9 protein-coding genes are annotated in these 15,068 nt (G+C 49.8%); all 9 read right to left on the reverse strand.

Annotated features, from left to right (window positions below):
- Positions 1-19: 19 nt before the first annotated feature.
- Positions 20-289, reverse strand: a complete 270-nt coding sequence (locus AC3WQ3_RS08245) for a hypothetical protein (RefSeq protein ID WP_492471951.1) — start codon at positions 287-289, stop codon at positions 20-22.
- Between the two features lie 222 nt (positions 290-511).
- A complete protein-coding gene (locus AC3WQ3_RS08250) occupies positions 512-2,737 on the reverse strand; it encodes a glycoside hydrolase family 88/105 protein (protein ID WP_492471952.1) in 2,226 nt (741 codons plus the stop codon).
- An 11-nt stretch (positions 2,738-2,748) separates the two neighbouring features.
- A complete protein-coding gene (locus tag AC3WQ3_RS08255) occupies positions 2,749-3,570 on the reverse strand; it encodes a polysaccharide deacetylase family protein (protein ID WP_492471953.1) in 822 nt (273 codons plus the stop codon).
- Positions 3,548-5,209, reverse strand: coding sequence for a glycoside hydrolase family 43 protein (locus AC3WQ3_RS08260; RefSeq protein WP_492471954.1), 1,662 nt, complete (start codon positions 5,207-5,209; stop codon positions 3,548-3,550). Before AC3WQ3_RS08260 ends, AC3WQ3_RS08255 begins: the two co-directional genes overlap by 23 nt.
- Before the next feature lie 25 nt (positions 5,210-5,234).
- Positions 5,235-8,573, reverse strand: coding sequence for a glycosyl hydrolase (locus AC3WQ3_RS08265; RefSeq protein ID WP_492471955.1), 3,339 nt, complete (start codon positions 8,571-8,573; stop codon positions 5,235-5,237).
- Positions 8,574-8,779: 206 nt separating this feature from the next.
- Complete coding sequence (locus AC3WQ3_RS08270; protein WP_492471956.1) at positions 8,780-10,291, reverse strand: extracellular solute-binding protein; 1,512 nt, start codon at positions 10,289-10,291, stop codon at positions 8,780-8,782.
- Between the two features lie 19 nt (positions 10,292-10,310).
- Positions 10,311-11,198: a carbohydrate ABC transporter permease gene (locus tag AC3WQ3_RS08275; protein ID WP_492471957.1), complete on the reverse strand. Its 888-nt coding sequence runs from the start codon at positions 11,196-11,198 to the stop codon at positions 10,311-10,313.
- A 37-nt stretch (positions 11,199-11,235) separates the two neighbouring features.
- On the reverse strand, positions 11,236-12,165 hold the full coding sequence (locus tag AC3WQ3_RS08280) for an ABC transporter permease (RefSeq protein ID WP_492472054.1): 930 nt from the start codon (positions 12,163-12,165) through the stop codon (positions 11,236-11,238).
- Positions 12,166-12,497: 332 nt separating this feature from the next.
- On the reverse strand, positions 12,498-14,900 hold the full coding sequence (locus AC3WQ3_RS08285) for an AraC family transcriptional regulator (RefSeq protein WP_492471958.1): 2,403 nt from the start codon (positions 14,898-14,900) through the stop codon (positions 12,498-12,500).
- Positions 14,901-15,068: the final 168 nt, after the last annotated feature.

Raw genomic sequence — 15,068 nt, forward strand, 5'->3', positions numbered from 1 at the left:
GAACTTTCACAAAATATAATTACGCAGTAAACCACATGTTTATATAATATTTTAATAAATCATGACGTAACTCATTGATTAGTTGATCTTCACCTAATGAAATAGGATAGACGTCACCATCCTCAAACATATTCTTTACCGCCTCATCGTAACTAGTTGCGAATTCCAGGACATAAGAGTTCAGTCCTTTAACGAGGGTTATTTTGTAATAGATACCAGAGTGAAATAACAATGTGCTACCATTTACAATAACCTTTTCAAAGTTCAACTCTTGAATTAAAGCACTCATCTTCTTCTTTAGTTCTATAAAAATCCCTCCTTCTACCCTTCAAGCACCTTAGTCCAGGGTACTGTAAGTATTTCTACATATATTCTGTGAGCTTATAATCAAATCCCCTCTATTCGTTTCAAAAATTCACATAGCTGAATGTTTAATAGTTGAGAAAGAAAAAGACTATTTTAGGAAATCCCTAAAATAGCCTCCATCCACTCTGAAGCTTATGTTAACTCCTCAAGCCTTCTGCATCGTACCCTCTTCTTCAGTAACGTCCATCTCGCTCAGCTGCAGGTTCATTTTATGCGCTTCAATTCCTGCCAGGAGTACAATTCCGATCCCGTGAGTATCGTTCAGAATCCAGCCCAGATCGTCACGATAATAGAGCGCGGTAAAGGAATAACCCGACCCACGGCATACACCATATATATTGCCTTTGTAGTCAATGGACAGCCTTGTCATGCCTTCCCATCCTTTGCGGACAGCTTCCAGATATGGCGCAGGTGTCTCAAGCCATCCCTCGCGAATTCCACGGGCATAAGCGTAGATGAACATCGACGTGCATGAGGTTTCCTCATAGGAGTCCGGACGGTTCAGCACCTGATGCCACAGACCATTTTCCCCTTGCAGCGCCAAATATCCCTGACACAGATCACGGTAGAAACTCAGCAATTCCGAACGCCTTGCATGATCCGGAGGCAGAATGCTTAATAGCTCGGTCAGGGAGAAGAGAACCCAACCGTTTCCACGCCCCCACGGGATGCCTGTTGCCCGTCCACGTACAAAATCATACACATGCGACATGATCTGCTGCTCAGGAATATAGAGATACTGACGGAACAACAGGAACTGGTTAATGGCATCATCCCAATACGCCGTATTGCCCGTCAGTTGTCCATAACGCATCAGGAATGGTGTACTCATGTACAGATCATCACACCACATCGTTTCGTGACGCATCTCTCCGCTTCCGCGAACACGATAAAAGGCTCCATCCTCCAGTCGTTCCTGCTTATCCGTAATGTAACGGGCAATCCGATCTGCCGTATCTCGGCCCCCGCGAATGTCACCCAGTTCCATCGCAGCCAGCAGCGTTGATCCGAACGAACCACAATCATCCAGACTGTCGATCGCAGACAACTGGTTGTTAATTCCCGCTGCACCGTAGGTTTCCCGATCCCATAGACCATAACGGTCGAATGAAGTACTCAGGCCAATATGCTCCCGAACATACTGGATGTAATCGTCACGTTTCAGCTCCTGTCCGATACGCAGAAGTCCAAGCAGCGTAACCCCTAATGGATAGTTCCATTTTCCGTAATGTGTATTTTCGAGATATGGGCGAACGCTTGTATCCGGCTGATCTACCTGCCAGTAAACACCTTTCGATCCATCATCAAACACAGTATCGGTCACGACAATATCTGTGGGTGAAGGTACAGAACCCGGAGTAAATTTCCCGGTATACAACCATACGTCAGAACTGCCAGCAACCGGATGCGGAGAGCTTAATCTCCAGCCAGCTGAACCCGAGAGCCCGGGCGATTCCAGCGTGAACCCCCAATGGCCCTCCCCGGCCTTGGTTTCCCCTCGTGCCACGAGATCGGATAATCCATAGCGGCGCGGCAGTTCCACGCGATAAGGTCCACTTTTGTCTGAGGTATATACTTCCTTACCGTCCAGGTACAAATGAAGGGCACCTTCATGCTGACCTTGCAATACTACAGGAGATGATCCCGACAATGTTACATCCAGCTTGGTCCACGCGTAGGCAACACCCGGTTGCTCTGTACCAAAGATCCTCGCGAAAGAGCCGGCCTTCCGTTCTTCTTCTGTCCATTCTCTTCGTGGGTACCAGGAAAGCCCTGTTTCTTCTTCCGTCATTCCGTCATGGGGAATCGAAGTTACAGGTACATCAAGAGGCTTGGAATACAGCCAGCCTTCCTGACCTTGCCGATCCACTCCCGGAGTGAGGAAATGAAGCGGGAAGTTCTTGAAGGAAGCGGTACCATAAATGCCGCCGAATCCAACCTCGGTTTTGACAAAACAAAGCAAGACGTCATTCCAGCCAACCTTTACGTGAATTGGAATCTGGGTTCTTCGCTCGGGAAATAACTCCTGCAGCAGCTCGGATTTGAAGGTCTCTACCCCGTTGACATAGATCGTTACTGGACTGTAGCAGTTCAGGCCAGTGTTCAGCGTAGTCTCCTGCTGGCTCCATAATTTTCCCCATACGTATACGTACTGCCCTGCACTCGCTTCCGGCCACTTGTCGTCCAGGTTCAGATCGTAACGGTAATCCCCCAGTCTGCGGAAACCTCCACGGTGGTAGGCCCGGAACAGAAAAGAATGTTTGGGATGATCGCCGATATAACGCTGGGCCACCGTCGTCAGAATATCCGGAATTGAATGATGCACCTTACCTGCAATCGACTCGTTTGCATGAAAATAACGAATGATCATCAGCCCCTTCCCTATACCTTGATTCGTTCGGTTAAACGCAATGTCTCCCCTGCACGCACTTCAATGACCTGCTGATCTGCCGTGAACCAGACGGATATGGCCGACGGATTATGGATAATGGATCGGTCTGCTGAACATTCGAGTCGTTTGACCGCTTTCCAATAGGCAATGATCTCGAAATTCGTCGCATACCAGATATCGTCTCTTCCACCAATCTGCTCGCCAAACTGCTCAATGATCTCCCAATTGTCGTTATCATTGAATTCATAACTGTGTCCCCAAACATAGAGCAGGAGCGGTGTACCCGTTTTGGAATGCTGGATAAAACGCTCGGCATGCGCTGCCAGGTCATTTTTATGATGACAGGTCGGGTGCCATTCTAGCGGGCGTTCAGGCAGCGTATATCTGCCGTGGGATTCAACCGTCCGGGCATAGTCCAAGCCTAACCACTCCAGTTTGGTACTCAGTGCACGATCAAACCCTCCATTGGGATAGGCCATTCCCCTCACTGGATAACCAACAAGCTGCTCCAGTGCACGGCGATCCTCCATAATTTCTTCGTTCAATAGCTCATCCGGTACATAAGGCAATGTAGGATGAGTAACCGTATGCACAGCCACTTCATGCCCGGCATACAGTTCAGCGACTTCCTCCGGCTCAATTCGCCCCGGTTTCCCGAGCGTCCCTGAGTTCAGATTGAATGTTCCTCGCAGCCCATAGCGATTAAAAATCTCCACCAGCCTGCGGTCGTGAACCACACCGTCGTCATAACTGAGCGTCAATGCCTTCATCACACCGCCAGGATACCGATCAAACTGAATGCGATGTCCCATCTTGGACCTCCTCCTTACCCTGTTCTTCCACCGTTTCGTTCACCTTAAAATATCGAAAAACGCCTTGGCCTCCACGATTCGCAGATTGCGTGTTTAGAGCAAATACCCCCATCTTCGCACCAACCCAAAGTGCAGTTGTCGCCGTAAACGGTGCACCAATGGGCTGGAAGTCTTTTCCGTTCTTACTCCAGCTAAACTGGCAGCGAGCAGGTTCCTCCAGCGAAAAGCGGAGATGAATGGTCCAACCGGTTTCCGGTGAACCATGCTCACTCCAATCCATTCCGGCTTCTTCCGATTCATCCGCATGCAAATGGTTGTCTGGCTGTTTGGCTCCGCGGAGCAGGGACAACCTGACCGCTCCAGTGTCAGTCTGATAGAGACTCAGGCAAGCATAATCATCACCAAATACAATGAGTCCCGCGCGGTCACCCTCCTGCTTCGGCAAAAAGGTCAGCTTGGTTGTTGCTTCAAAGGCGGAGGCAGGAAGCTTCTGCATAAGCAGCTGCGGAACGCCAAATAAGGATTGTATGCCTTCCGGGTAAGGATGCATATGTAATACAAGTCCCTTGTCCGGAACAACCTCTGCCCATTCGGGACGGGAGTTGGCCTGCCACTGCCACTGAACTCCTATGCGTTCATTTTGGAAATCATCTGAAACATCAGGCACAACAATCGGGTAGGCAGCACCCACATCGGGTTTGGTGTACGCATCCACAGGCTCACCTGTTCCATTTCCTTCACGATCTACGCCAATGACAGGCCATCCGTCCTCGTTCCACTTCATGGGCTGAAGATGAACGATTCGGCCATATGCATCCCGATCCTGAAAATGAATGAACCATGACTCTCCTGATTCCAGTTCCACGTATCCCCCCTGATGAGGACCATTAACATTGGAAGCTCCCTGATGCATCACGATCCGATCCTCATAGGGACCAAACACCTGCTTGGAACGCAAAACGGTCTGCCATCCAGGCTTCACACCCCCGGCAGGGGCAAAGATGTAGTAGTACCCGTCCCGCTTATAAAACTTCGGCCCCTCAATCGTAGGGTGATGAGCTGTACCGTCAAAAACAATCAGCCCTTCATCCAGGAGCCTGCTTCCATCCGGAGCCATGCGGCACACCTTAATCTTGCTTTTTATGCCAGCGCGGCTCTTAGCAAAGGCGTGAACCAAATAGGCTTGACCATCTTCATCCCATAACGGGCAAGGATCAATCCAGCCCTTCACCTCATGGACCAGATGAAGAGGCGACCATTCGCCCTCGGGGTGATCGGCTGTTGTCATGAAGATGCCATCATCCGGCGTGCTGAAGAAAATCCAGTACTTCCCGTCATGATACCGGATGCTTGGTGCCCATACGCCCTTGCCATGAAGCGGTACATCATACCCTTCCAGATCCAGCCGCTGAATGGCGTACTGCACCAGCTTCCAGTTCACCAGATCCTTCGAATGCAAAATGGGCAGCCCGGGTATGTGCGAGAAACTTGAAGCAGTCATATAAAAATCATCGCCGACACGAATGACGTCAGGGTCAGAATAATCGGCATGCAATATGGGGTTGCGATACGTCCCGTCTCCCTGATCCGCGACCCAGACGGCAGCCATTTTTTCCTGTTCTGAATGGGTTGTACTCATATGCGTCTCCTCCACATTTCCAAATTTATTCTTCAACTAATCCAATACCAGCCTCTTGCAAACTATGGCTATCCGAATCAAAATAGGTACCTTCGAGCAGACCAATCAACGTATTGGTGATGCGTACTTCGATCTCGTTGTCTCCTGAACGGAGCCATGAAGTATCTCCACTCCAGCGATACGGAGACCAGCAGCGCACGCCAAGGCTATGACCGTTGACCAGAACCTCCGCCACATCCTGCACAAGCCATTCACTGAATTCGAGTTCAAAGGATTCGGCATCCGCATCAGGCTGATCCAGCCAGAAGCTGCGTTTATAGCTCATCTCTCCTGCATAATACGGGTACAGGGGCTGTGGCTCAGGCGTGATCCGAATGGCCGTATCCAGCTCACGGACCAAGGAGACCATCCCTTCGTGATGAAACTCCACGCCAAACCGTCCCTGCAGATACAGTGGATCGAGGATTCCTTCCTCATCCTTCGTGACCTGTACCGTAATCGTTATTTCATTCAAGCCTGTGCGCAGCCACTCATTGATATCACAGCTAATGTTGGTATAATCTGTGATCTCCACGGACTCGAATTGATCAGGCCCAATTGTTTTGCCGTTGATCTCCATGATCCATGCCCCTGCAATGGCTGCCTGATCCATAAATAGGCTGCACTCCGGCAAAGCCGTTCCCAGTTCAAAAGCTGTGGTGTACCGGCATTGAATCGGATAGGCAATTGCCGCTTTCTTGGGCGTGCCAAATACCTGATTAAACTGAACAGGCAAGTGATGATGTCCTGACAATTCAGCCGCTTGATCGATAAAAGGCTTAACGCCTGCATGCTTGTTTTCCAAGATCACGCCATTGTCATTCGTTGCCGTAAGATGGAACTGTCCAATCCGAAGGGTATTGGGCTGAATGGTCTCCAGTCGCCATGGCCCTTCTACAGGTAAAATAAGGGGCGCAGATGGCATATGTGCAGCATCAGGCTTGAATGGTGCAGCCACTTCGGTCTGAGCGATGTTACCCGGTATATCCTCAGAAGATTTTGCTTGCAGAGTCAGCCGCACAGCGTGTGCTTCATACCCGGCAAACCCGAGTGAAATACACCATTCGCCCCCGCTGCTGGTCAGCGGCAAGACTTCCCGTTCTCCTGTCTCCAGATTAAGCCGCTCTGCCAGCACACGTTTATCCGATGAGACATCCGTACTGCTCCATAACTGCTTGGCAACAACCTTCAATTGTCCCTTTAATTGCCTACCCTCCTGATTGGACAGGAACACCATATATTCACCATCCGATAATTGACGGGTCTGCATTAACAAGGAGGCACTCTCTTCCTCCATAATCCAACAGATAGGCTCTGGCAGCACCTGGTCCAGCAGCAGCGAGATTAATTCAAGCGTTGAATCATCCCCCTGACCTGCACCAACCGGAAGGAAGTAGGCTTCTCCCTCCCCTTGCTGCCACATTAATTCACAGCTGCCTTGTCTGAAATCCCCGGCATGACCCCAATACTCTTCCTCGGGTTGATCCCCTGCACCGAAGAAGTCTGCTGCTTCATTGCCTTCTGGACTTCCTTCCTGAATCGAGATGTACGGAGGCAGTCCGACTGATATGACGGTTCCTCCTTGCTCAGCAAAACGTCTAACCTGCTTCCAGGCATCTGCCTCCAGGTTTAGCATCGGCGGAAGGATAAGTACTTCGTATCTGGCAGCACCAATCCGAATCGTTCCATCCGCAAGTTCGGCTTCGGCCAGCAGCTCAGGGTCCAGATGGTCATAGTCACGTCTGTTCTCTAGCAGATGTACACCAATTCGCATCCAATCATTCGTAAGCCGCTCCAGTCTCGCCCGTTCGGCTTCATCCTCACCGCTGTATTCAAACCCATGCAGCGGATTTCCCATCAGGCTCCAGAAAGTGGTCGTCGGATCAAGAACAGCAATCCGAATATCGGCTGTCCCCGTGCTCATGAGATAACTTATTCGTCCCGTGTAATCTCCAAGCTTGCGGAAATGCTTCCAGTATGGATTTTGCAGAAACTGGGATGGCGGTGCATCATGCTTCGTTAACCCGCCAATTGTATAGAAAAAAGCGTGGAAATTATAGAAATTCGTGCCCATGGCTGCCATCCGGTCAATCATCCATTTCGCATCCTGAAGCGTCATCGACCAGCCCACACTATGAAAACACTCGATCAAATTGCGGCTGCGTCCCAGCTGTCTCGCCAGGGAGCTCACCATCTTCGGATTATCACGCATTCTCTTGCCGTACCGTTCCAGAATCCAGGATAAGGGGCGTCCGATCTTCTCATGTGCGGAGTCTCCCCCGGGCATATGGCTGAACAACTGAGTCGTCATCCGTACGCCAGGAACCTCTGCGGCATACTGGATTCCCGCATCCTCGCACCAGTCATGCACCTGCTGATGGTATGACTCCCTGAGAAGCAGATGCAGCGATTGATAATAGTCATACCGAATACGGGCCGAGTCCGGAACATCACCGTATAACAGGGCAGGAAGCGAATCAACGAGACTGTATCCGCAGCGTTCACGGAAATATGCAGGCAGCTGAGGAGACCAGGGAATACGTCCGAGCGGTGCAATTTCATCCGAAAACATGCCTTTGATAACGCTGTCAAAATGTGTTCCAACAGCCGCCGCATATCGGTCATGGGTAAGTTCAATAAAACGGCTCATCGCTTCCCTGTGGCACGGGTCAACAAAATGGCCGTAATATTTGAAATCATCCATCTCCACTTCCTGAAACAGGATTACATCCCAATTCCCTGCCGGGGGGTCCCAAACCAGGCGGAAAGCCGTCCGATATGTAAAAAATCGCTTGCGATTATACGACGTGAGACCCGTCTCCTGATATACCTGATCGGTCTGGATATTACCGATGTGGTGCCGCAGATCGATAGACTTATCCCATAACCGTCTACCCTCTGCGTCTTTTGGTATGGCTTTGGCGACCAAAATTCGCCCCCACGGTAACTCATGGTTCACAGCTTCTCCGCCCTGCACATGTAACCGCTGATGCACGAGCTGGCGCTGCTTGGCTTCAGGGAAATCCAGGGTGACCTCACCGCCTGCCATGCCGCTAGGATAAGGGTATTCGTCATACAGCCAGACTTCCATGCCGCAGGTCTCGGCTGCTTCCACCGCAATCCGAACCTTATCAAACCAAGCATCCGACAGATAGGGGATCTGCAGCCCCTGACGCGGACAAATGAAAAAACCGCCCACACCTTGTGCTGACATTTCTTTCACTTGCCGTTGGATCTGCTCTTCCTCCATATCCCCATTCCAAAACCAGAACGGATGAATCCGGTACTGCGCGGCGGGATTCGCAAATGCCTCCCCGTTCCACATGTCGCTTTCCTCCCTGTTAAAAAGAGTCTTTTCTTCTTCCATTACGGTTCATTTATGTTCATGTACGTTTGTTTGGCTAAGATTATACCTTAAAAAAAGCGGTTAGGGAGCCTGTAAATACAAAATGTTTTAAAAAATTGATATAGATGGAAATGCCCGACAGCTTCTGTTGTACTTACGTACGGCTGCCGGGCTCTGGATTTTGACTACTTCAATGCAGCGTACAATTCGTTGACTTCCTTCACGTACTCATCACCGCCGCTGCTCTTCCACAGTGCGATTGCGTCCTGGAATCCCTTCTCATCAATCTGTCCCACAATGAATTTGATACGGGCATCGTTGATGATGTTATCCAGCTGGGGCCCTTTCTGTGCATAAACATCAGAGATCAAGGGTTCACCCGGATTCGGAACAACGATCTCCTCGTTGGCCTTTTGTACCTCTGCTACCTTCTCACGCACCGGCGTCGGCTCAACCCGGAAGGCGCGGTCTTCCGGAAGGAACATCAAAATTTGGTTCAGACCCTGCAGATCTCGCAGTGCAAGCTTGTCGGTGGTTGGAACAACATATTCCCCTTTTTTCTCATATTGTTTACCTTCCAGACCATTGGACAGCAAAGCCTGGAGCTCCGGCTCGTTCAATTGATCCAGGAATGCGAGCACCTTTTTCAGATCTTCTTCCGTTTTCACACCACTTTTGGAGACGGCAATCATACCGGAGTAGCCTGAGGTAGGCATGTCACGCAGCCCTTTGGGCCCTTCCACCGCCTGAAGCACATCCACCCGCCCTGTGGCCGATGGGTCCTTCTCCAGAATTTTCTGATCCATCCGCTGTGCGTTATCCGCTACATCGATCATGGCACCCGCCTGCCCGTTGACAAACGGATCAGGCAGCTTGGTCGCATCCATCACGGCAAAGTCCTTGTTCACCAAACCTTCACTGTAGATCTGACGGAAAAACTTCAGTGCTTCCATATACTCGGGTGTTTCGTGTGCCGGAATCAAATTACCGCTGCCATCATCGCCCCATTTGTTGGGCGCACCAAACCAGATCTGCATATTGTCCCATGGCCCGTTAAATTTGCTCGCTACCAAACCGTACGTATCATCCTTGCCGTTGCCATCCGGATCATCTGTAGTGAATGCTTTTAGCACATTATAAAGATCGTCCAGATTTTTGGGTGCTTCCAGACCCAGATTTTCCAGCCAATCCTTCCGGATCGTTATCCCGTTACGTCCCAGCGGTCTTCCCCGGTAGATGCCGTAGGTTTTGCCGTCAATGGAGGCATTGTTCGTAATAATTTCATTCATCTGGCTCAAATTCGGGTAGTCTTTCAGATAAGGCCCCAGCTCCCAGAAAGCCCCGGTACGTGCAGCGTTAATGAAGCTTGGGGATTTGCCAAGCACGACCATCACGTCGGGCAGCTTGCCGGAGGCCAGAGTAATGTTGAATTTGTCCTCATAGGAGCTGCTCGGCACCCACTGCAGATTCACATCCACTTTGGTTAATTCCTCAAGCTTCTGGATGACCGGGCTGTTTTCAGGCGGATTTTCGGCTTCAAAGTTCGGAAGCATGATGGTAATCTGATCAGTTCCACCTGCAGCCGCTTCGCCCGTATCGTTGGTTTTGTCCGTGGAGCAAGCTCCCAGAGCCGTGCTCAGTAACAATGCTGCCGAAAGTACAAGTGCTGTTTTTTTGATTCCTGCTTTTTGTCCCATACGTTCTCCCCCTTGGCTTTTAGCCTTTGATTGAGCCTAACATGACACCTTTGGCAAAATGCTTTTGCAAAAACGGATACACGAGCAAAATCGGAATGGTACCTACCACGATGACGGCCATTTTAATGGACTGTTCCGGTGGCTGTACGAAATTGGGATCCATATTGGCCATATCCCCAACGCTTGCCTGCGAGAGCAGAACAATCTGCCTCAGCATCACCTGCAGCGGCCATTTGCCACTGTCGGAAATGTACAGGAGTGCCGAGAAGAAGTTATTCCAATGCCCTACGGCATAAAATAACGCAAACGTGGCAATCACCGGTTTGGATAATGGCAGGACAATTCGCCAGAGTACCCCGAGATCCGAGCAGCCGTCGATACGGGCCGCTTCCTCCAGCCCGGGCGGCATTTGCTGAAAAAAGTTTTTGACAACGATTAAATTAAAAGCGCTGATTGCGCCAGGAAGCATAAGGGCCCAGTAAGAATCGAGCAATCCCAGTCCACGGATGACAAGATACGTCGGGATCATTCCTCCGCCGAACAGCATGGAGAAGATCACCATGTTCATCATGACGTTGCGTCCCCAGAAGTCGCTTCTGGATAGCGGATAAGCCATCGTCAGCGTGAAGAACAGATTGACCAGCGTGCCTGCTACCGTCACAAATACGGAGACGCCAATGCTGCGGAAGATGGTAGACGAAGAAAAAATATACTCATACGCGCTGAAGGAGAAGACTTTCGGAATGAGAAAGAAACTTCGTTCCGTAATCTCGGCTTCGGTCGCGAACGAATTTCCTATAATATACAGGAAAGGAAGGACAGTCAGTATGCCCAGGATACCCAGCATGATGTAATTGAAAATATCAAATACTTTGCCGGCAGGGCTGTTGTAGAGACGGCTGTTCATGGGCTTTCCTCCTTATGAATTCATGCAGAATGCCTGCTTAATAAATCCCCGGATGGCCAAATTTTTTGGCAAGTTTATTGCTGCCGAGCACTAGGATGATACCCACGACCGATTTGAATAATCCTACCGCAGTACTGTAGCTGAATGCCCCTTGCGTAATCCCTACCGTATAGACATAGGTATCAAATACATCGGCCACGTCGCGGTTAAGCGAATTGGTCATCAGATAAATCTGTTCGAATCCCGTATCCAAAAAGTTCCCCAGTCTAAGGATTAGCAAAATGACAATGGTTGTGCGAATCGCCGGCAGCGTAATGTGCCACATGCGTCGTAATCGTCCCGCACCATCCACAATAGAGGCTTCATACTGCTCGGTGTCCACGCCTGCGAGTGCGGCCAGGAAGATGATTGTTCCCCAGCCCATCTCCTTCCACATCATCTGAATGATAATCAGTGGACGAATTGAACCCGGACTGGATAATACATCAATTGGCTTTCCCGTTATCCAGGCAATCAGGTCGTACAGCACCCCGCCTTGAGGGGTCAGGAAGACGTAAGTGATACTGGCGATAATCACCATGGACACGAAATGGGGTACATACACCAGCGTTTGAATCGTTCTTTTGAAGAACGCCACCCTAATTTCATTTAATAAAAGGGCAATAATGATCGGTGCCGGGAAAAAGAATATGAGATCATATATGGCAAGGACCAGCGTGTTACGCAATAACCGGAAAAAGTCTGGATTGGAGAAAAAGGTCGTAAAGTTCTCCATGCCCACCCATTCACTGTCCTTGATACCGAGAAAAGGCTGATAGTCCTGAAAGGCAATGACGATTCCCCACATGGGCAAATATTTAAAGATAACAAAGTACAGAAATCCGGGAAGCACAAGCACGTACAGCCATTTGTTGCGCTTGATCTGCCTCTTCCAGTTGGACTCCCGCTTCATCGGCATGGTGGCCATTTCCGCCTGGGCTGCCGCTGTGGTACTTCCATTCCATTTGGTCTTCCCGTTCATAATCTCTCCCCTCCCTCATTTATGTAAGCGTTATCAATTGAGCTTGTAATTCAGACTATACAGAGCCCCCTTTTCCGGTAACCTTCATTTTTTGCTTACATACTGGGCGAGGCCACAAAGCCCGCTATGACGCCACTTTCGCTTCTATTTGGACATTTTGCATTGTACTCCATTGCACATTTTTGCAGCCTTATCCTTCTTTGTTTGCATTCTTCTCAACAAGAAAAACCGGAATCCGATGGTTCGGATCCCGGTGAGACAGCAAGGTGGTACACAGGTCATTTACCAAACCACTGATCCCGATACTGGCTTGGCGTTACCCCCTCCTGTTTTTTGAAGATGCGATTAAAATAACTGTGCTGATAGCCAACAGCAGCTGCGATGTCATTAATTTTCATCGTTGTCTCACGCAGCAGCTGTTTGGCCGCCTCCATTCGGACCTTTGTCAAATAATCAATAAAGTTCATGCCCGATACTTGCTTGAAGGCTTTGCTAAGGGCATAGGGAGTCATCTGTTCTGCATCTGCGCAGCCTTCCAGTGAGATTTCGTTACGATAATGCTCATCCATATACAGCATCGTCCGTTCCACCACCTGTTTCAACGGCTCCTGCGATCTCATCTCGATTTCCTGTATATATGGCACCAGTACTTTACTCATCATCCACTGCTTCATCTGTGCAGGTTCGCGAATTGCAGACAATCGTTCGTACATATTGCTGCCTCCGAACAGCTTATAAGGTGTTACCCCCGTCTGCAGCATCATATGCTGAACACTTCCGAGCAGCTGCAGCATCATCTGCTGTACCTGAAACTCGGTACTGCCCGTCCGGGCGATTTCGCCCATAAATTGTTCCAGCACCCGATCCGCTTCCTCCTGCTTACCGAGCCTGATTGCCTGAATCATCTCACGTTCCAAGCCCAGCGGATAAGCTGCTTCTTCCGCTCTGCGGAAACACTGCTCATCTTCCAGATCGAGTATCTGACTCCCTTCCTCTATGCTGCGATAAGCAACCGCCTGTTCCATCTCAACAAAGATGCCGGGCAGCTCATGCAAGGAATCAGCGGAGTGACTAATCATGACCGTGACATTCATTTTTAGCGTCTTCCCGATAACCTCTACCAGTTCCTGACCCCAGAGCAATGCCTGCGGCTTGAGCTGTTCATTCTTCGGTGCAATGACAAGCATGGCTGAAGAGAGGTCATGAAAGTTCATCATACTGACTTGGTTAAAATAGCTTTTGGCCACCTCTTCAATGATGTTTACAGCTGCAAAGGTCACCAGGCCGGTATCCTGGCTTCCAAATCGTCCCTGCAGCCGGGCATAACCCGTAAAATACATTTGCAGCAGCAAAAACTGCTGGCCCTCCACTTCGAATCCGAGATTCTTCATGCGCTTCTGGAGGTCTTCCTCGTTGTAGGCATATAAGTGTCCTTGAACCAGCTGCAATACAAAGCTGTCACGCAAATGCGGCAGCTGCTCCTGCAATTGACGATGTGCGGTAAGGCTCCGGGAAGTCAGCTCATTCCACTGCTGTTCCAGCAGCTGGAATTCGTCCAGCCTCGGATTGGCATGAGCCTCATGTTTGCCTGGTGTCAGAAGATGAAGCATTCTCGCCACAGGGGAGTAAATCCGCCGGGAAGCAAGCCAGGATAACATGAGCCCCAGCAGCAGGCTACCTGCGCTCGCAATGACAATAATTTTGGATACCAGCTTCACCGGTGATGTCACAGATGTCAGCGGTGCAGCGGAGACGTAGGTCCAGTCGGAATCAATTCGGCTTAAGGAGCCGTAGGATACGGAGTAGGTCTGATCTTCATATTTGAACAAAAAAGACGCGCTGTCAGCATGCTGTGCAACCTCTTCCTTAAGCTGCTGTTCAAAGGTGGAATTCTGCTGACCCCCTCCCGGATTACCGGTGACCAGCGTATTGCCTTCCTGATCCATAAGAAAGGTTAGGCCTTCGTCATAAGGAGTAAGCGTTTTCAATAAACTGGCGACTTTCTCGTTGTCCAGAGTAATGATGAGTGCACCAAACGGGTTATTATGTTCGCCCGGGATTTTATGTACCAGAACCAGCGCGTTGCCTGCATCGGTATGCAGCAGGCTGCTATTCATGGCAGCTGCTGGTTCAATGCTTGCATTTGATACCCAGTCTGTCCAGTACACATGATTGCCCATGGCTAGGTAGCGGTCATAGGCTTTTATTTTCGCATCATCTAATAATTCGTTATACTCCCGGTTAAACAGGATCGGCTTCGGTTCCTGCAAATACAGCTGTGCAGACTTAATCAGGGGATGTGACCCTTCCAGTACATATAATGTGGTAACGATCTCCTGCGTTTCATTAAAATAATAGACAAAGTCCAGGGTTCGCAGTGCATTGCCAAACCTTGGTTCAAAGGCCCAATGCGACAGGGTCATCTCCAGGTAAGCCAGCTGGTCGTCCACATTGCGTGCCCGATTCTCGATCTGGCTTTGATGCATGCGATTGAATTCATTTTCCATTCTGCCAACCACCAGCTGGTACATCACGATACCTGTAATCAATCCGGGGATGCTGGCAATGAGCAAAATAATCATCAGGCTATTCCGGTAAAAACGTCCTTTATGGCGTCCAGGAGTAAACCTCGGTAAACGCACCAATCGACCTGGCGCTCTCTCTCTTTTAGTCGTTTCCATCATCATTCACCTGCCTGCTTGCATGTGGTCTGACTATCATGGGAACTTCCCCAACTCCCCTGCTGAGAAAATATGGATGAAATCCGTTTCCTGTATTATACTCACAATTTCCGGCGGAATGGAACGGTACACAGCCGATCATTTTTTAACCAATGTTTTATTAAGATG

The sequence above is a fragment of the Paenibacillus sp. FW104-T2 genome (assembly GCF_058789975.1).

Coding starts and splice junctions, on each gene's coding strand:
- AC3WQ3_RS08245 (WP_492471951.1), bottom strand. CDS start 289: ATGAGTGCTTTAATTCAAGAGTTGAACTTTGAAAAGGTTATTGTAAAT.
- AC3WQ3_RS08250 (WP_492471952.1), bottom strand. CDS start 2,737: ATGATCATTCGTTATTTTCATGCAAACGAGTCGATTGCAGGTAAGGTG.
- AC3WQ3_RS08255 (WP_492471953.1), bottom strand. CDS start 3,570: ATGGGACATCGCATTCAGTTTGATCGGTATCCTGGCGGTGTGATGAAG.
- AC3WQ3_RS08260 (WP_492471954.1), bottom strand. CDS start 5,209: ATGAGTACAACCCATTCAGAACAGGAAAAAATGGCTGCCGTCTGGGTC.
- AC3WQ3_RS08265 (WP_492471955.1), bottom strand. CDS start 8,573: ATGTGGAACGGGGAGGCATTTGCGAATCCCGCCGCGCAGTACCGGATT.
- AC3WQ3_RS08270 (WP_492471956.1), bottom strand. CDS start 10,291: ATGGGACAAAAAGCAGGAATCAAAAAAACAGCACTTGTACTTTCGGCA.
- AC3WQ3_RS08275 (WP_492471957.1), bottom strand. CDS start 11,198: ATGAACAGCCGTCTCTACAACAGCCCTGCCGGCAAAGTATTTGATATT.
- AC3WQ3_RS08280 (WP_492472054.1), bottom strand. CDS start 12,165: ATGGCCACCATGCCGATGAAGCGGGAGTCCAACTGGAAGAGGCAGATC.
- AC3WQ3_RS08285 (WP_492471958.1), bottom strand. CDS start 14,900: ATGGAAACGACTAAAAGAGAGAGAGCGCCAGGTCGATTGGTGCGTTTA.